11 protein-coding genes are annotated in these 18,392 nt (G+C 72.0%); 4 read left to right on the top strand and 7 right to left on the bottom strand.

From position 1 onward, the window contains the following. The first annotated feature begins 152 nt into the window (after nt 1-152). Nucleotides 153-1,112, top strand: a complete 960-nt coding sequence (locus tag AC3ET3_RS21320) for a phage baseplate protein (RefSeq protein ID WP_432137431.1) — start codon at nt 153-155, stop codon at nt 1,110-1,112. Nucleotides 1,113-1,164: 52 nt separating this feature from the next. Here AC3ET3_RS21320 and galE read toward each other — a convergent pair whose 3' ends face one another. Continuing rightward, a complete protein-coding gene (gene galE, locus AC3ET3_RS21315; protein ID WP_432157147.1) occupies nt 1,165-2,136 on the bottom strand; it encodes a UDP-glucose 4-epimerase GalE in 972 nt (323 codons plus the stop codon). A 277-nt stretch (nt 2,137-2,413) separates the two neighbouring features. Here galE and AC3ET3_RS21310 point away from each other — a divergent pair, with 277 nt between their 5' ends. The 3 genes from AC3ET3_RS21310 to AC3ET3_RS21300 are packed head-to-tail and all read left to right on the top strand — an operon-like array spanning nt 2,414 to nt 8,705. Next, entirely contained in the window at nt 2,414-4,678 is a 2,265-nt protein-coding gene (locus tag AC3ET3_RS21310) for a bifunctional glycosyltransferase/CDP-glycerol:glycerophosphate glycerophosphotransferase (protein ID WP_432137429.1), read from the top strand. 8 nt (nt 4,679-4,686) lie between these two features. Continuing rightward, entirely contained in the window at nt 4,687-7,563 is a 2,877-nt protein-coding gene (locus AC3ET3_RS21305) for a bifunctional glycosyltransferase/CDP-glycerol:glycerophosphate glycerophosphotransferase (protein ID WP_432137428.1), read from the top strand. After that, entirely contained in the window at nt 7,560-8,705 is a 1,146-nt protein-coding gene (locus AC3ET3_RS21300) for a glycosyltransferase family 4 protein (protein WP_432137427.1), read from the top strand. The genes AC3ET3_RS21305 and AC3ET3_RS21300 overlap by 4 nt, the downstream gene beginning before the upstream one ends. A gap of 129 nt (nt 8,706-8,834) precedes the next feature. Here the strand turns inward: AC3ET3_RS21300 and obgE are convergent, their stop codons facing one another. The 6 genes from obgE to AC3ET3_RS21270 form a co-directional block, all read right to left on the bottom strand. Beyond that, complete coding sequence (gene obgE, locus AC3ET3_RS21295; RefSeq protein ID WP_432137426.1) at nt 8,835-10,271, bottom strand: GTPase ObgE; 1,437 nt, start codon at nt 10,269-10,271, stop codon at nt 8,835-8,837. A 155-nt stretch (nt 10,272-10,426) separates the two neighbouring features. Next, nucleotides 10,427-10,681, bottom strand: a complete 255-nt coding sequence (rpmA, locus tag AC3ET3_RS21290) for a 50S ribosomal protein L27 (protein WP_010041940.1) — start codon at nt 10,679-10,681, stop codon at nt 10,427-10,429. Nucleotides 10,682-10,694: 13 nt separating this feature from the next. Next, nucleotides 10,695-11,015, bottom strand: a complete 321-nt coding sequence (rplU, locus tag AC3ET3_RS21285; RefSeq protein WP_412793873.1) for a 50S ribosomal protein L21 — start codon at nt 11,013-11,015, stop codon at nt 10,695-10,697. Nucleotides 11,016-11,288: 273 nt separating this feature from the next. Next, nucleotides 11,289-15,695: an Rne/Rng family ribonuclease gene (locus tag AC3ET3_RS21280; RefSeq protein ID WP_435612658.1), complete on the bottom strand. Its 4,407-nt coding sequence runs from the start codon at nt 15,693-15,695 to the stop codon at nt 11,289-11,291. A 276-nt stretch (nt 15,696-15,971) separates the two neighbouring features. Further along, a complete protein-coding gene (locus tag AC3ET3_RS21275) occupies nt 15,972-16,754 on the bottom strand; it encodes a TIGR03936 family radical SAM-associated protein (RefSeq protein ID WP_432157149.1) in 783 nt (260 codons plus the stop codon). 46 nt (nt 16,755-16,800) lie between these two features. Beyond that, on the bottom strand, nt 16,801-17,973 hold the full coding sequence (locus AC3ET3_RS21270; RefSeq protein ID WP_435612657.1) for a hypothetical protein: 1,173 nt from the start codon (nt 17,971-17,973) through the stop codon (nt 16,801-16,803). Between the last annotated feature and the right edge of the window lie 419 nt (nt 17,974-18,392).

Raw genomic sequence — 18,392 nt, 5'->3', positions numbered from 1 at the left:
GGCTTCGAAACACCATGCTCAACCGCAGACAGCTTCTGAGGACGGCGGGCGCGATCGCCGGCGTGGCGGCCGTTCCGGCGATCGCCGTCGGCGTGGCGCGCGGGACGGAAAGCGCTCGGCGCGACTCACAGGACCACGTCACGCCGGGTTCCGTGACCGCGAGCAAGCGGTTCGACCTCACGGCGCCCTCCTCGATGCTCCTGCGGGAGGTGCCGCTGGCGGGCACACGCGTCCTGCAGTCCTTCGCGTTCGACAACGCCGCCGGACATGTTTTCACCGTGCAATTGGTGGACGGCGGACTCCGGTTGCCCGGCGAGACGCGGACCTATTCGGGCAGTGACCGCACCGCCAACGGAGATCTGTGCCTGACCCGCCTTGACCTCTCCGGACGGATTCTCGGCACCATGTATCTCCGCGGATTCGGACATGGCGTACAGATCGGTGTCGAATCCACCGCATCCGGCAGTTATCTGTGGACCGAGACGCATTCCGTCCGCACCCAGAACGCGGACGGCACCTATTCGGGGTGGGGCGACCGGCTGGCCCGCTTCAGGTTCCAGAACGGATCGGTGCTGACCGCGGACTCGCCCGCCGTCACGCAGTACCAGCTGGAGAGCGGCGTCGACCGCACCACCGTCGCCACCGACCCGGTGAACAACCGGCTCGCCGTGCGCTGCCGGACCGGTGGGGCGTTCCGGTACCGGCTCTACGACCTCGCCGACTTCAAGGCGGGCGGCCGGACCCCGCTCGCCGACGTGCCCCAGCCGGCGGACCTCATGCCCGACCACCCGGACACCTTCCAGGGCTTCGCGAGCCACGGCAGCCACCTCTACCTGCTGGCCGGCACGCAGTACGGCAAGGACGGCTCGGTCTCGCCGTACGGCAACACGTTCATCACGTGCGTGGACTGGAACACCGGCGCGGTCGTCGAGCAGAAGCTGACCAGGGCGGGCTACTCGCTGCCGTACCGCGAGCCGGAGGGCATGGCCATCCAGGTTCCCGACCCGGCCGACCCGCTCGCGGTACGGCTGTGCAGCGGCTTCGCCTCCGTCACGTCCGACACGGACTCACGGAAGAGGGCCAGCATCTACTACAAGGAGGCGCTCGTCTGACCGGCCTCCCGGCGCACCCGGCCGTGGTGCGCCGGGTCACCGGATCACCGGATCACCGGTGCCAGTGCCGCCAGCCCGCCCAGGCGGACTCGATCATGGCGTCCAGGTCGTAGCGGGCGGACCAGCCCAGCTCCTGGTGGATCCGGTCGGCGGCGGCGACCACCCGTGCGGGGTCGCCCGCCCGGCGCTCGACCACCGTCGGGGCCAGGTCCTCACGGCCGGTGACCTTCAGGATGCGGTCCACCATCTCCCGCACCGAACTGCCCTCGCCGCGCCCGATGTTGAGCGAGAGGGCGGTTCCGGCGGGAGCGTCCTCCAGCCGCCGGGCCGCCGCGAGGTGGGCGGAGGCGATGTCCTCGACATGGATGTAGTCGCGCACGCAGGTTCCGTCCGGCGTGGCGTAGTCGTCGCCGAAGATCCGCGGGGCCTCGTCGGCCTCCAGGCGCTCGAACACCATGGGGATGAGGTTGAAGACGCCCGTGTCGGCCAGCTCCGGGCTCGCGGCACCGGCGACGTTGAAGTACCGCAGGGAGGCGGCCCGCAGCCCGTGCGCCGCGGCGGCGGCCTTGATCAGCCACTCGCCGACCAGCTTGGTCTCGCCGTAGGGGCTCATCGGCAGGCAGGGCGTGTCCTCGGTGACGAGGTCGACGTCGGGCATGCCGTAGACGGCGGCGGAGGAGGAGAAGACGATGCGGTCGACGCCGTTCGCCGCCATGACCTCCAGCAGGGTCTGCAGACCGGTGACGTTCTCCCGGTAGTAGTGGAGCGGCTGCTCGACCGACTCCCCCACCTGCTTCTTGGCGGCGATGTGCACGACTCCGGTGACCGCGTGGTCGCGGACCGCCTGCCCGAGCCGCTCGGCGTCGAGCACGCTGCCGACGACCAGCGGCACACCCTCGGGCACCCGCTCGGCGGTACCCGTCGACAGGTCGTCGTAGACGACGACGCTCTGGCCGCCCTCGGCCAGAGCGCGCACCACATGGGCTCCGATGTATCCGGCCCCGCCGGTGACCAGCCAACTCATCCGCACGCCTCCTCGATCGACGGTCAACGGATGCAGACTTCCCGCTGCGCGCGCGAAAATCGAGTCGGGCATACCGGATGTATGCCACCAAAGCCATGTCAAAGACAGGGAAACCGTGAATGCGAGAGAGATCTCATGGCCCGCCGGGCGCTCCACCACCTCACCCACGGGAACAACACGTGAATCCTTTACCCTGAGGGCTGCGGTATCCCGGGCCGCCGACGGGCATCCCGGCCCGCCCATCCCTCGCGGTCAGCCCTCGGAACAGGTTGTAAGGATGCCCCGACTCTCACTCATCGTCCCTGCCTACAAGGTGCAGGGCTATCTCTCCGAGTGTCTCGACTCCGTCCTCGACCAGGACTACACGGACTTCGAGATCATCGCGGTCGACGACTGCTCACCGGACGGGTCAGGGGCCATCCTCGACGACTATGCCCGGCGGGACGCCCGGGTGAAGGTGATCCATCTCACGGAGAACGTGGGCCTGGGGTACGCCCGCAACGCCGGCCTGGAGAGGGCCCAGGGCGACTACGTCCTGTTCCTCGACAGCGACGACACCATGACCGAGGGCTCGCTGGCGGCGATCGCCGAGCGCCTCGACGCCACCGGGGACCCCGAGATCCTCGTCTACGACTACGCCCGCTCCTACTGGGACGGCCGCGTCGAGCGCAACTACCGCGCCGACCTGCTGCGCACCGACGGCCCGGACGTGGTCCGGCTGACCGACCGGCCCCAGCTGCTCGATCTGTTGCAGATCGTCTGGAACAAGGCGTACCGCCGCGACTTCGTCGACCGGGTCGGCCTCACCTTCCCCACCGGCTACTACGAGGACGCTCCCTGGACGTACTGCTCCCTGATCAGCGCCGAGAGCATCGCCCTGCTCGACCGCGTGGGCGTGCTCTACCGGCAGCGCAGGGAGGGCGGCAACATCCTCAGGACCACCAGCCGCAAGCACTTCGACATCTTCGACCAGTACGGCCGTGTGTTCGACTTCCTCGACGCGCACCCCGAGCTGGACGAATGGCGCGAGCCGCTGTTCCGCAAGATGATCGCCCACTACCTGACCGTGCTGGAGAAGCCCGGACGGCTGCCCGCCGACGCGCGCGCCGAGTTCTTCCACCGGGCCTCCGCCGACTACCGGGCCCGGGTGCCGCAGGGCTTCACCCGGCCGCCCGCCGGCAAGGGCAAGAAGTTCGCCCTGCTGGAGCGGGACGCGTACGCCGCCTGGGCGAGCGCGATGACCGCCGCGAGGTTCCGTCAGCGCGTCAAGAAGAAGGCCGGCGCGGCCGTCACCCTGTCCAAGCGCGGCGCGATGGGCGCCTTCTACCAGTCCCAGCTGCGCCTGCCGCTCGACGACGGCCTCGCGGTGTTCTCCGCCTACTGGAGCCGCAGCGTCTCCTGCAACCCGGCCGCCATCGACGCCCAACTGGCCCGGCTGGCCCCGCACATCCGCCGCGTGTGGGTGCTGCGTCCGGAGGCCGCCGCCCTGGCCCCCGCCGGCGTCGACTTCGTGACCGTCGGGTCGCGCGAGTACTGGGCCGCGCTGGCCCGCGCCAAGTACCTCGTGAACAACGTGAACTTCGCGGACGTCGTGGTCAAGCGCGAGGGGCAGATCCACCTCCAGACCCATCACGGCACCCCGCTGAAGACCATGGGCCTGGACCAGCGCAAGTACCCGGCGTCCACCGACATGGACTTCGCCAAGCTCCTCAGGCGCTGCGACCGCTGGGACTACAGCGTCAGCGCCAACCGGTTCTCCACCACCGTCTGGGAGCGGGTGTACCCCTGCTCGTACACCACCCTGGAGACCGGCTACCCGCGCAACGACGTGCTGGTCACCTCCACCGCCGACGACGTACGCCGGGCGCGGGAGAACCTCGGGCTGGCCGACGGCACGCGCGCGTTCCTGTACATGCCGACCCACCGCGAGTACCAGCCGAACTTCCGGCCGGGCCTCGACCTGGCCCGGATGGCGCAGGAACTCGGCCCGGACGTGACCCTGATGGTGCGCGGCCACTACTTCTACGGCGCGTCGTCCCAGCACCTCGCCGACCTGCGCCGCAGCGGCCGGATCATCGACGTCTCGGCGCACCACCCGGTCGAGGAGCTCTACCTCGCCGCCGACGCGCTCATCACGGACTACTCCTCGGCGATGTTCGACTACGCGGTGCTGGACCGCCCGATCATCATCCACGCCCCCGACTGGGACGTGTACTCCGCGGTCCGCGGCACCTACTTCGACCTGCTGCAGGAGTCCCCCGGAGCGGTCTCCACCTCCCAGGCGGAACTGGTCCGGCTGCTGGACACCGGGGCCTACGACACCGCGGAGACGACGGAGCGCCGCGCCGCCTTCCGCGGACGTTTCTGTGATTTCGACGACGGACACGCAGCCGAACGGGTCGTACGACGCGTCTTCCTCCACGAACGCGCCGAGGATCTGCCCCCCGTGGTGCCGTTGGCCGAGCGGACGCCCGCGCCGCCACCCGGCCGGGCCCTCGACGCGTCAGCCCAGCCGTCCACCACCGAGTCGAGCCAGAGGTAGCCGCCGCAGTGTCCCAGCCCCACGACGAAACGCCCGACATCAGTGTCGTCGTCATCGTCTACAACGACGCCGAACGCCTCCCCACCGCGGTGCGGTCGGTCCTCGACCAGACTCTGCGCAACGTAGAGGTGATCATCGCCGACGACCATTCCACCGACGGCTCCTTCGAGGTCGCGCAGCGACTGGCGGCCGGCTCCGACCGGGTCCGCGCCATCCAGCTGGAGGAGAACAGCGGTGGCTGCGGCGAGCCGCGCAACCAGGGCGTCGCCATCGCCCGCGGCCGGTACGTGATGTTCCTCGACAGCGACGACACGCTCGAGGCCAACGCCTGCCGCAACATGCTCGACGCGGCCGAGCGCACCGACGCGGACCTGGTCTCCGGCCTCTGCCTGCGCGTGCACACCGACAGCCGCACGGGCAAGACCGCCAAGTGGTACCAGTGGCTCTACCGGCAGACCCGCACCTTCGACTCCATCACGGAGATCCCCGACCTGCTGGTCTTCGACACCCTGTCGACGAACAAGTGCTACCGCCGGTCGTTCCTCCTCGACAACGGCCTCGTCTTCCCGCGCGGCATCCACTACGAGGACCTGCTCTTCTCCGCCCAGGCCTACCTCGCCGCGTCGAAGATCACGCTGATCCCGAACACGGTCTACCACTGGAACGTGGTCGAGAAGGCCCAGGAGAAGTCGATCAGCAACCGGCGCAACGAGATCCGCAACTTCGCCGACCGCGTCGAGATCCACCGCAGGATCGACCGCATCCTGGCCGAGCAGGGCCACGACGAGCTCAAGCTGCACAAGGACCGCAAGTTCCTGAAGCACGACCTCGTCCTGTACCTCCGCGACCTGCCCTTCCTCGACGACGACTACCGGCACCGCTTCGCGGAGATGGCCCGGGGATACGTCCAGGGCTTCCCCGAGGAGGCGTACGAGGGGCTGACCCCCGTTCACCGGTTGTGCGCCTACCTCCTGCTGCAGGAGGACTGGAAGCACCTCATGCCGGCCATCGACACGCTCATCAACAAGAACAAGGTCTCCAGCCCGCTGGTGGAGCGCGACGGCCGCGTCTTCTGGTGCCCCGAGCACCTCGACGACCCGCTGGGCCGCCGCATCCTCGACGTCACCGACCTCGGCTACCACGACGCCCCCGTCCAGCGGCTGAACCTGCGCAACGCCGTGACCCGGTACGAGGAGAACGCCGGGGGGCTGGCCCTCGCGGGCGCGGTGGTCAACCCGCTCGGAGTGATCCCCCCGTCCGCGCGGCTGACGGCGGAACTGGAGTTCCGCGCCCGGCGCAAGAGCCTGCAGGCGTTCCGGTTCCCCGTCCCGTCGGTCACCCACCAGGGCGAGTCCGTCGTGTGGCAGGCCACGGTGCCCCTGGCGAGCAAGCTGCGGCCCCTGGGCATCGTCGACGACGTGTGGGACGTACGCCTGCACCTCACCGTCGACGGGGAGCGCACCACGAGCCGGCTCACCGTCGGGCAGACCGACCTGGAGAACACGGGCGCGATCCGCATCCGGCCGCGGCTGGGCCGCGCCATAGCGGACCGCATCCAGCCGCACGCCTCGGCAGGCGGCCACCTGGCGTTCCGGCTGACCCAGCACAGCCCGCTCGCCCAGCGCACCTCGACGCTCCTGCAGCGCAACATGCAGAGCCCGCCCGCCCAGATGGCCAAGAAGGTCGCGCGCAAGGTCGTGTCGGTGCGCAAGGAGCTCAACTCCGGTGCGCGCAAGCTCGAGACCTACGAGCGCATGAGCCGCCTGCTGCCCGTCCGCAAGGGCACGGTCGTCTTCGAGAGCCACCTCGGCAAGCAGTACAGCGACAGCCCGCGCGCCGTCTACGAGGAGCTGCGGCGCCGGAACCTCCCCGTCCGGGCCATCTGGTCGTACGCCGGTGAGCGTCCCACCGGGTTCCCGAAGGACGCCGAGCTGGTGCGCCGCTGGTCCTGGGGCTACCTCCGGGCGCTGGCGCAGGCCGAGTTCTGGGTCGACAACCAGGGCTTCCCGCTGAAGCTGCGCAAGCGGCCGGAGACCACCTACATCCAGACCTGGCACGGCTCCGCCCTCAAGCGCATGGGCTTCGACGCGCCGCAGGGCCGGATCATGACCGAGCCGGAGCGCCGCGAGTACCAGAAGGCGATCGACCGCTTCGACCACTTCGTGGTGCGCGGTGAGCACGATGAACGGACCCTCGCCCGGGCCTTCCGGATCCCGGAGGAGAAGCTCCTGCGCACGGGCTATCCCCGCAACGACGCGCTGGTGCAGGCGCGCGAGTCCGGCTCGCTGCCCGCGGCCACCGAGGAACTGGCCGAGCGACTCGGACTGCGCCGCGACCTGCCGGTGGTGCTCTACGCGCCGACGTTCCGGGCCCAGGCGAACGGCGCGGTGCGCAAGTTCGAGTTCCCGTTCGACGTGGAGGAGTTCGCGGACCGCTTCGGCGACCGCTTCACCCTGCTGATCCGCACCCACTACCTCAACAGCGTGTCGCTTCCGCCGTCGGTCGCCGGACGCGTCGTCAACGTCAGCGCGGAGCCCGACATCACGCCGTTGCTGCTGCTGTCCGACGCGCTGATCACCGACTACTCCTCGGTCATGTTCGACTACTCGCTCCTCCAGCGGCCCATGCTGTTCTACACCTACGACTGGGACGACTACGTGGGAAGCAGCCGCGGCACCTACTTCGACCTGTCCGAGCAGGCGCCGGGACCGGTGGTCAGGACGACGGAGGACCTCTTCGAGGCGCTGTCCGACCTCGGCGCTCTCGCCTCCGGCTACGAAGGACGGCTCAAGGAGTTCATGACGCAGTACGGCGAGTACGACCGGGGCGACGCCGCCGCCCGGATCGTCGACCGCTTCTTCGGCACCCGGGGAGAAGCCCGATGACACAGCGCGACATCATCTTCGTGGCCAACGAGGTCAACGAACTCGGCGGTGTGGCCCGCTGGCAGACGTTCATGGCCCGGCTCTTCGCCGAGCGGGGACACCGCGTCACCATCGTGGGCATCGCCCCGACCGAGACGCCCCTGGATCTCGGCGAGAACCCGCCGTTCGAGACGGTGACCCTGTACGACGTGCGCCCGCCGGGCCGCTGGCAGGCCCGCACGCTGCCCGACCGCGCCAACCTGGCCGCCCGGCGCCGCGAGGCCGCGCGCGAGGCGGAGATGCGGCAGGCCGCGGAACGCCTGTCGGGGATCTTCCGCGCCGCACGTCCGGGCGCCATGATCATCGTGACCCAGGTGTGGGCCATGGAATGGGTCGCCGTCGCCGACACCGCCGGCCACCGCGTCATCGGCATGAGCCACGAGGCGTACGAGACGTCCCGCACCTCTTCGCGCTTCCACCGCGTCCAGCGGTACTACAAGGACGTCGACCGGCTGCTCGTGCTGACGCAGGAGGACGCCGACCTGTGGATGGTGCGCGGGCTGAACAACGTGGGGTTCATGCCGAACCCCATCCCGATGATGGCGGAGACCCCGTCCCCCCGCACCGAGAAGGTCGTGGTGAGCATCGGCCGCCTCGGCTACGAGAAGGGCGTCGACCTGCTCCTCGACACCTGGGCCGAGGTGGCGCCCGAACATCCCGGCTGGCGCCTGCGCATCTACGGTTCCGGGCCGGACGAGGGCAAGCTCAGGGAACAGTGCACCGAGCTGGGCCTCGACGACTCCGTGGAGTGGGCCGGCCAGACCTCCGACGTCATGGGGGCCCTGCACGGGGCGTCCCTCTTCGTGATGTCCTCGCGCGGTGAGGGCTTCCCGCTGGCGCTCCTGGAGGCGATGTCCTGCGCGCTGCCGTGCGTGGCCTTCGACTGTGCCCCCGGCGTCCGCGAGATCGTCCGGCACGAGGAGGACGGCTTCCTGGCCCGTCCCGGCAACACCTCCGAGCTGGCGCGCTCGCTGGGCCGGCTGATGGCCGACGGCGAACTGCGCGACGCCATGGGGGACAAGGCCCACAAGAACGTCCAGCGCTTCTCGGCCTCGGAGATCACGGACCGCTGGGAGGAGCTGTTCGCGTTCCTGGAGCGCTGAACACCCGACACGAACGGACGAGGACCGGCCCCCGCCACCGGGGACCGGTCCTCGTCCGTTACAGCAGTCCCGCGCCGCTTCCCGAAGGCCTGCGGCCGCCTCCCGGGCGGCGACGCGGAGTACGAGTCCCTAGAACGGCTCGAAGTCGTCGTAGTCCTGGTCCGCGTCGTCCCGCTCCGCCTGCCGGTCCCGGCGGCGCTGGGCCGCGGGGCGGGGTGCCTCGAAGCGGTGGTCCTCGCCGCGGCGCCCGAGCATCTCGGCGCCGGACATGACGGAGGGCTCCCAGTCGAAGACGACGGCGTTCTCCTCGGGACCGATGGCGACGCCGTCACCGGCCCGGGCACCCGCCTTCATCAACTCCTCCTCGACGCCGAGGCGGTTGAGGCGGTCGGCGAGGTATCCCACGGCCTCGTCGTTGTTGAAGTCGGTCTGCCGCACCCAGCGCTCGGGCTTCTCGCCCCGCACCCGGAACAGGCCGTCGTCCTCGCGGCTGACGGTGAAGCCCGCGTCGTCCACGGCCTTGGGCCGGATGACGATCCGGGTCGCCTCCTCCTTCGGCCGGGCGGCCCGCGCCCTGGCCACCAGGTCGGCCAGCGCGAACGACAGCTCCTTCAGCCCCTTGTGGGCGACCGCGGACACCTCGAAGACGCGGTAGCCGCGCGCCTCCAGGTCCGGCCGCACCATCTCGGCGAGGTCCAGGCCGTCGGGTACGTCGATCTTGTTGAGGACGACGACCCGCGGCCGGTTGTCGAGACCGCCGTACTGCGTGAGCTCCTCCTCGATGACGTCGAGGTCGGAGACGGGGTCACGGTCGGACTCCAGGGTCGCCGTGTCGAGGACGTGCACCAGGACGCTGCACCGCTCGACGTGGCGCAGGAACTCCAGGCCGAGGCCCTTGCCCTGGCTGGCGCCGGGGATGAGACCGGGCACGTCGGCGATGGTGTAGACGGTCGAACCCGCGGTCACCACGCCGAGGTTGGGCACCAGGGTGGTGAACGGGTAGTCGGCGATCTTCGGCTTGGCCGCGCTCAGCACGGAGATCAGCGAGGACTTGCCGGCGCTCGGGTAGCCCACCAGCGCCACGTCGGCGACGGTCTTCAGCTCCAGCACGATGTCGCGCAGGTCGCCGGGCTCGCCCAGCAGCGCGAAGCCGGGCGCCTTGCGGCGGGCGCTGGCGAGGGCCGCGTTGCCGAGGCCGCCCCGGCCGCCCTGGGCGGCGATGAAGGACGTGCCGTGCCCGACCAGGTCGGCGAGGACGTTGCCCGCCTTGTCCAGGACGACGGTGCCGTCCGGCACGGGCAGCACCAGGTCCTGGCCGTCCTTGCCGGAGCGGTTGCCGCCCTCGCCCGGCTTGCCGTTCGTGGCCTTGCGGTGCGGGGAGTGGTGGTAGTCGAGCAGCGTGGTCACGGACTGGTCGACGGTGAGGATCACATCGCCGCCGCGCCCGCCGTTGCCGCCGTCGGGCCCGCCGAGCGGCTTGAACTTCTCGCGGTGGACGGAGGCACAGCCGTGACCTCCGTTACCCGCGGCGATGTGCAGCTCGACGCGGTCCACGAAGGTGGTCATGGTTCGGTGCCTCCAGAAACGTACGGTGTGCCGTCGGACGTACGGGATGTCGTCGAACGCACGGGATGTCTTCGTAGTAACACGCGAAAGGCGGACCCGCCTTCCCGACCGGGAAGTGAGGTCCGCCTCGCGAAGCGTTCGGTCTGTGCCTGGTGTCAGGCGACCGGAACGATGTTCACGACCTTGCGGCCACGGTGGGTGCCGAACTGCACCGAACCGGCCTGCAGCGCGAACAGCGTGTCGTCGCCACCACGGCCGACACCGGCGCCCGGGTGGAAGTGGGTGCCGCGCTGACGAACCAGGATCTCACCCGCGTTGACGACCTGACCGCCGAAGCGCTTCACGCCGAGCCGCTGGGCGTTGGAGTCGCGACCGTTCCGGGTGGACGATGCGCCCTTCTTGTGTGCCATCTCTCCTCAGTCCTTACTTCGCAGCCGCGGGGATCGCGGTGACCTTGATCGCCGTGTACTGCTGGCGGTGGCCCTGACGACGGCGGTAGCCGGTCTTGTTCTTGTAGCGCAGAATGTCGATCTTCTGGCCCTTGTGGTGGTCCACGACCTCGGCCTGGACCTTGATGCCGGCCAGCACCCACGGGTCGCTGGTCACGGAGTCGCCGTCGACAACGAGCAGGGTCGAGAGCTCGACCGTGTCGCCAACCTTGGCGGTGGAAATCTTGTCAACCTCAACGATGTCGCCGACAGCAACCTTGTGCTGGCGACCACCGCTGCGCACGATGGCGTACACGCGGATCTCTCTTTCGCTCGGAAAACGGCACCCCCGAAGGCCAGCCGTCCACGACAGCGGGCGGCCTCTCCCGGCCACCGAAGGCCCGGGAGGAAGAGGTTTACGGGGATGTGGCGTGGTCATTCGACACGCCGACGGTCAAGGTTACGGGTCCGCTGCCGAAGGGGTCAAACCGGGGCGGGCCCCGCCGGTGTGCGGCCGGTCACGTCGGCCCCACGCGGCGCGAGCGCGCGGACGGGGCGCCGGCCCTGCCGGACCGGCGCCCCGCGCCGCTCAGCTCTCGTCGGCCGGGGCCGACGCCGACGACGTGCTCTGCTGGGCCGCCGCGGTCTTCTTCGTGACCGTCTTGGCGGCCTTCTTCGCCGTCGTCTTCTTGGCGGCCGTCTTCTTCGCCGCGGTCTTCTTGGCCGCCGTCTTCTTGGTGGCGGCCTTCTTCGCCGTGGCCTTCTTGGCGGCCTTGCGCGCCGTCTTCTTGGCCGCCGGAGCGACCTCCTCGGCGGACTCGGCGGACTCTGCGGACTCTGCGGACTCGGCCGTACCGGCGGCCTCCGGGGCCGCGGCCGACTCGGCCGGCTCCTCAGCCGCCGGGACGACCACGACGGCCGCCTCCTCGGACGCGGTCGGCGCGATGGTCTTGCGGACGGCGCGACGACGCGGGCGGGCGGGCGCGGCGCTCTCGGCGGCGACCGGCTCGGCCTCCCCCGCGGCAGCCCCGGCCGGGACCTCCACCTGCTCGGCGGACCCCTCGGCGGGCACCGCGGCCGGCTCACCGGCGGCCGGCTCGGCGACGGTCACCACGGCCGCCTCCGCACCCGCCGGCGAACCGGCCGGCGCGGACGCCTTGCGGGTGGCCCGACGACGCGTACGGCCCTTGGGCGCGGCCTCCTCGGCGGGCGCGGCCTCGACGACCGGGTCCTCCACGGCGGCCGGCTCGGCGTGCGCGGCGGCGGCCTCGGCGGGCTGCACCGGAAGCGCCGCCTCCGCCTCGGCGGTGACGTCCTGCGCGGTGGGCGCGGGGGCGGCCGGCTCGGCCACTGCCTCGGTCTCGCGCGGTGTCTCGGTCCCGCGCGGTGTCTCGGCCGGCGCCTCAGCCCGCTTCGACCTCGGCGCGCCCGCCGGTGCCGACGCGCGGCGGCTCGCCCGGCGCCGGGTACGGCCCCGGCCGGCCGCGGCCTCGGCCTCGGCGACGCTGCTGTACAGCTCCTCGTCCGGCGCGAAGTCCGGCGAGGGCAGCGCGACCGGCTCCGCCACCGCGGCGGTCTCGGCCTCGCGCTCGGCCTCCTCCTCCGCGGTCACGGCCGGCTCTGCGGACACGGCGCTCTCGGCGGTCTCCGGGACCTCCACGACGGCGTCGTGCTCGTGGACGTGCTCACCGCCGCGACCGCGCTTCTTGCGCTTGCCGCCGGTCGCCGACGGCTGGTCGAGGTGGACGATGACGCCGCGCCCGTTGCAGTGGACGCAGGTCTCGGAGAAGGACTCCAGCAGGCCCTGGCCGACCCGCTTGCGGGTCATCTGGACCAGGCCGAGCGAGGTCACCTCGGCGACCTGGTGCTTGGTGCGGTCGCGGCCCAGGCACTCCAGCAGCCGGCGCAGCACGAGGTCCCGGTTGGACTCCAGCACCATGTCGATGAAGTCGATCACGATGATGCCGCCGAGGTCGCGCAGCCGCAGCTGGCGCACGATCTCCTCCGCCGCCTCCAGGTTGTTCCTGGTGACCGTCTCCTCCAGGTTGCCGCCCTGGCCGGTGAACTTGCCGGTGTTGACGTCGATGACGACCATCGCCTCGGTCCGGTCGATCACCAGCGAACCGCCGCTGGGCAGCCAGACCTTGCGGTCCAGCGCCTTGGCGAGCTGCTCGTCGATCCGGTAGGTGGCGAAGGCGTCGACCTCGGAGGTCCACTTCGACAGCCGCCCGGCGAGGTCCGGGGCGACGTGCGACACATAGCCGTGGATGGTCCCCCAGGCCTCGTCACCGCTGACGATGACCTTGGAGAAGTCCTCGTTGAAGATGTCCCGCACGACCCGGACCGTCATGTCCGGCTCGCCGTACAGCAGGGACGGCGCGCTCGAGCCGCCGCCCTTCGCCTTCTTGCGGATCTCCTCCCACTGCGCCTGCAGCCGCTCGACGTCCCGGCGCAGCTCCTCCTCGCTCGCGCCCTCGGCGGCGGTACGCACGATGACGCCCGCGTCCTCGGGGACGATCTTCTTGAGGATGGTCTTCAGCCGTGCCCGCTCGGTGTCGGGCAGCTTGCGGCTGATGCCGGTCATCGACCCCTCGGGGACGTACACCAGGTAACGGCCCGGCAGGGAGACCTGGCTGGTCAGACGCGCGCCCTTGTGGCCGATCGGGTCCTTGGTGACCTGCACCAGGACCGACTGGCCGGACTTCAGGGCGGACTCGATGCGGCGCGGCCCGTTGGCCATGCCCAGCGCCTCGAAGTTGACCTCACCGGCGTACAGCACGGCGTTGCGGCCCTTGCCGATGTCGATGAAGGCGGCCTCCATCGACGGCAGCACGTTCTGCACCTTGCCCAGGTAGACGTTGCCGACGTACGACGTCGACTGCTCCTTGTTGACGTAGTGCTCGACGAGCACACCGTCCTCCAGCACGCCGATCTGCGTACGGTCGCCGTGCTGGCGGACGACCATGACCCGCTCGACGGCCTCGCGCCGGGCCAGGAACTCGGCCTCGGTGATGATGGGCACGCGGCGGCGGCCCTGCTCGCGGCCCTCCCGGCGGCGCTGCTTCTTCGCCTCCAGACGCGTGGAGCCCTTGATGGACTGCACCTCGTCGGACGGCTCGGCCGCCTTGCGGGGCTCGCGGACCTTGACGACGGTGCGCTCGGGGTCGTCGGCGGACGGCTCGGTGTCCACGGACGTGTCACCGGCCCGACGGCGGCGACGGCGACGACGGCGGGTGCCGGCGCTGGAGCCGGAGCCCTCGGCACCGCCCTCCTCGGCGTCCTCTTCCTCCTGCTCGGCGGTGTCCTCGGTGTCCTGCGCGGCCTGCTCGGTGGCGAGCTCCTCGGCCTCGGCGTCCCCGCCCTCGCCCTCGGCGGCCTCGCCCCGGCGGCGTCGGCGACCGCCCCGGCGGCGCCGGCGGCGCGAGCCGGTCTCCTCGCCGTCCTCGGTCTCCTCACCCTCGACGAGGTCCTCGGCGTCCTCGGCCGTCTCCTCCGCGGCGGGCTCGGCGGCGGCCTCGGTGGACTCCGCGTTCTCGGGCGTCTGGAAGGTGGGCGCCGTGGTCTCCTCGCCCGCGGTGGCACCGCGGCGGCGGCGCCGGCGCCGCGACCCGGTCGGCTCCTCGGCGGCCTCCTCGGCCTCGGCGGTCCCGCTCTCCGACTCCGCGGCGGCGGCCTCGGCGGCGGCCCGTTCCGGCGTCTGGAACCTGGGCTCGGCGAACACCGGCGGCTGGAACACGGCCACCGCGGGCCGCGCCGGGCGGCGCGGCGCCTCGGCTTCGGCACCCTCGGTGCTCTGCGTCGCGGCCGGCTCGGCGAACAGCCCACCGGCGGTCTTGCGCACGACCCGGCGACGGCCGCGCCGGGGAGCGGCCGCCTCGGCGGGCTCCTCCGCGGGCTCCTCCGCAGCGGTCTTCCCCTCCGGGGCCTTCTCCGCGGGGCGCTCCTCGCCGGTGGTGGCCTGGGCGGCCGTCCCGGCGGCGGGCAGCACCTCGCCGGTCAGCTCGGCGGCCGGGGTCTCGGCGGCCTCCGCGGCGACGGCCCGGCCCGTGGGGGTACCGGCTTCCGCGCCCTCGGCCGCCCCGGCGGGAGCGGTCGCCTTGCGGGTGGCGCGTCGGCGCGTACGGGTCCTGGGCGCGGCCTCCTCGGCGGCGGCGGTCTGCGCCTCGGCGGGCTCCGCGGCCTCGGCGGCCGCAGGAACCTCGGGAGCCTCGGTGGTGCCTGGGGCCTCGGTCTGCTGGGGGGCAGCGGCGGGCGCGGAGGCGCGGCGGGTGGCCCGACGGCGGGTACGGCCGGCGGGCGCGGCCTCGGCGGCGGGCGCGGCGGCCGTCTCGGCGGTGGCTCGGTCGGACGGTGTCTCGGTCACGGCGGCCTCCTCGGCCTGGCTGGGCGCGGAGGCCGCGGGCAGAACGCTCTCGGCGGCCTCGGCGGACGCCGGGGTGCCGGCGGGCGCGGAGGCGCGGCGCGTGGCCCGACGACGCGTACGACGCGGCGCGGCCTCCTCGGCCCCTCCGGCCTCCTCGGCCACGGGCTGCGCGGTCTCCTGGGGCTCCGGCATCTCGGCGGCGGGTTCGGCGGCGGCCGGTACGACGGTCTCCGCGGTCTCGGCGCTACCAGCGGACGCCGGGGTGCCGGCGGGCGCGGAGGCACGGCGCGTGGCCCGACGACGCGTACGACGCGGCGCGGCATCCTCGGCGTCCTGCGCCTCGGTGTCCTGCGCCTCGGTGTCCTGCGCCTCGGTGTCCTGCGCCTCGGTGTCCTGCGCCTCGGTGTCCTGCGCCTCGGTGTCCTCGGCCTCGGGCGTCTGCACCCCGGTCTGCTCCTCGGCGGTGTCCTCCTCGGCCGGTATGGCCGAAGCGGTGACGTCCTCGGTCATCTCGGAGGCGGCGACCGGCGGACCGGCGGGGCGGGAAGCGGCCCGGCGCCGACGACGCGGCGGCAGGGTGTCGCTGGGGGTGGTGGTTTCGGAACCCTGAGTGGGTTCGATCGGTTCGAGCATGCGGGCGTTTCTCCCGTCAGGCTCCCGGGCGCCGCGCCTGGTCCGGCGTCGATCATGAGGATCGTCCGCCGTTGACGTCCGCGGCTCGCGCGATGCGCGGTGCCGCCGTCCGGGGCGCGGGCGCCGCACGGGAGCTCTCTGTGTCCTGTCTCGCCGGTTCCGTACGCCGAATGCGCACGGCCTGGCGAAAGTCTTCTGGTCGGTGCGCTGCCCGACCCAGGTGGCTCCCGAGTACGAGGGCGGCGCTACGACGTCCGTCCCTTCGCGGGACCTTCCTTACGCCGGCGCCGTCGCGGCGGCGGCGGAAGCGGCCGTGGGTAGGGCCGTCGCAGCCTCGCGGTCGGGCGCGAGCGGGTCGGTCACCGTGCCGGTCTCTTCATCGAGCAGCCCCTGCGCCAGCCTGGTCACCGCTGCGGGGACCGGCGGCGCCAGGTCGGCCACGGCGCGGAGACCGGACAGGACGTCGTCGGGTCGTACGGCAGGCGTCACGTGCCGAACAACCAGCCGCAGTATCGCACAGGGCTGGTCGCTGGGCCTATCAGCCGGCGAACTGTGCGTTTCCGTTGTTTCTCGTGTTTCCAGCGTGACGACGGCGGCGCGTGCGTCGAAGGTGCGCACGCCGTTCTTGGTGCGGCGCTGCACCTCGACGGTGTCGGCCGTGTTGAAGGCGGTCACCGCGCGCTCGGCGTCGAGGGGGTCGACCCCGGCCAGTCGCAGCTCCCACACCGAGGCCGCCAGCCGGTCGGCGAGTCCGGAGGTCCGCGCCTCCACCGCCTCGACGACGTCGAGCCCGGCGGGCAGCGACTCGTCGAGAAGGACCCGCAGACCTTCCGGGTCCCGGGCCTCGGTGAGCGCGATCTCCAGATACTCCGCCTCACTGCCCGTGCCGGTGGGTGCGGCATTGGCGTACGACACCTTGGGGTGCGGCGTGAACCCCGCCGAGTACGCCATCGGCACCTCGGCGCGGCGCAGCGCACGCTCGAAGGCGCGCTGGAAGTCACGGTGGCTGGTGAACCGGAGGCGGCCGCGCTTGGTGTAGCGCAGTCGGATGCGCTGCACCGCGGGTGCGGGCGGCGGGCCTTCGGGCTGTCGCTTGCCCAGTGTCCTAGTCCTTCGTGAGAGCGGTGGTACTTCTACCAAGAGTACGTGCCCCGGAGGGCTGAGGTTCCCGCCCGCCCACCGCTTCCCTCTCCGGGGGCCTCCCGAACAGGGCCCGGCGTACGTCGGCGCGCACCTGCCGTACGGTCTCGCGGGCGGCGGCGACGGCCTGGCGGCCGGCCCTGCCGGCGGCGCGGGCGGCCTCGGCCGCAGGCCGCAGGACGGCGTCGCGCAGCAGGTGTCCCACGGGCGTGAGGACCGTGCGGTGGACCCAGCGCACCGGCTCGACGAAGACCAACCGGAAGAGCGTCCCGAGGAACCGTCCGACGGCGACCGAGATCCGTCCCGCCATCCGCCAGGCGTGCCCGAGGGCCTCCGCGACCTCCCTCGCGAGGAGGGCGAGAAGCCGCCCGAGGGGCACGAGGACCCATCGCCACAGCGCCGACGCGGGCAGCACGAGCAGTACCCGGCCGGACCAGTACAGCCCCAGGCCCACGCCGGCGAGCAACAGCCCCGCGAGCCGGCCGGCGGCGCGTCCGACGGGGGTGAGGATCCTGGCGTACAGCCACCGCGCGGGGGCGACGACGAGATGCCGCACGAGCCAGACCACGGGCACGACGACCACGTACCGCACCAGCCAGGCCACCGGCACGACAACCGCATACCGCACCAGCCAGGCCACGGCGGTGCAGGCCCCGAGTGCGACGGTCCTGAGGGCGGACGCGGTGCCCCGCAGCAGCCGCAGCGCGGCGTGCCCGAACGGGGTGAGCACGCGCGCGTACAGCCAGGCGAGTGCCGCGGCCGCTCGGCTCGCGAGCAGGGCGAGGGCGTGGCCGACCGGGGCGAGGACGGAGCGGTACAGGAGGACGACCGGCACCACCAGCAGCACCCGTCCCAGCCATGCGAGGGCCCGGCACAGGGGCAGTACGCCGTACCGCCAGAGGACGACGGCCGGCCGGACGAGCAGTACCCCGGCCAGCCACACGAGGGCCCGCCCCGCCGGCCGGAGCACCGTGCGCGTGACGAACCGCCCGGCGGCGGCGAGCGCGTCCCACGCCATCCGCACCGGCAGCACCAGCACCAGCACGGCGACGCGGACCGGCATACGGATCGCGACGACCAGACACCCCTCGGGCGGTTCCTGACGCGCGGGTGGCTTGCGCAGGTCAACAGGGTCCATGACGACGTAGACGCGTCCACGGCCCGCGTGGATGCGCGGTCTCCCACGAACGCGCGTGCAGAACGCGGGCGGTTGACGTGGGCGGTTGACGTAGCCGACGACGGCACCTTCCAGTCTCGACTTGGCTGATTCTGATCGGTTTCCGCGCAGGAAGTGAAGATCTCGGTCATTCAACTCCCCGTTCCACGAACGCCTTCGAGTAAGTTTTCAGGCGCAAGTGGGGGGGCTTGCGTGAACACCGAACGGTGCTCCTCCACGTTCGCCGTCAACTCGGAAATGTCGAGGAGTGAGGAACACCATGCAGCTGAAGAGACTGGTGGGTACCGCCGTGGCCGCGGCTGCCGCGGGCACCCTGGTCTGGTTCGGGACCACCGCCGGCGGCTCCACCGGGCAGGCCACCGCGGACGGGGCCGTCAAGG

This window comes from Streptomyces sp. bgisy159 (assembly GCF_057707805.1).
Note: the sequence above shows the minus strand (reverse complement) of the source record. Positions and strands in the feature narration are given on the sequence as shown.

What these genes read in the sequence shown, in the direction of transcription:
- galE (WP_432157147.1), bottom strand. Translation starts at nt 2,136, where the DNA reads ATGAGTTGGCTGGTCACCGGCGGGGCCGGATACATCGGAGCCCATGTG.
- AC3ET3_RS21310 (WP_432137429.1), top strand. Translation starts at nt 2,414, where the DNA reads ATGCCCCGACTCTCACTCATCGTCCCTGCCTACAAGGTGCAGGGCTAT.
- AC3ET3_RS21300 (WP_432137427.1), top strand. Translation starts at nt 7,560, where the DNA reads ATGACACAGCGCGACATCATCTTCGTGGCCAACGAGGTCAACGAACTC.
- obgE (WP_432137426.1), bottom strand. Translation starts at nt 10,271, where the DNA reads ATGACCACCTTCGTGGACCGCGTCGAGCTGCACATCGCCGCGGGTAAC.
- rpmA (WP_010041940.1), bottom strand. Translation starts at nt 10,681, where the DNA reads ATGGCACACAAGAAGGGCGCATCGTCCACCCGGAACGGTCGCGACTCC.
- AC3ET3_RS21280 (WP_435612658.1), bottom strand. Translation starts at nt 15,695, where the DNA reads ATGCTCGAACCGATCGAACCCACTCAGGGTTCCGAAACCACCACCCCC.
- AC3ET3_RS21270 (WP_435612657.1), bottom strand. Translation starts at nt 17,973, where the DNA reads ATGGACCCTGTTGACCTGCGCAAGCCACCCGCGCGTCAGGAACCGCCC.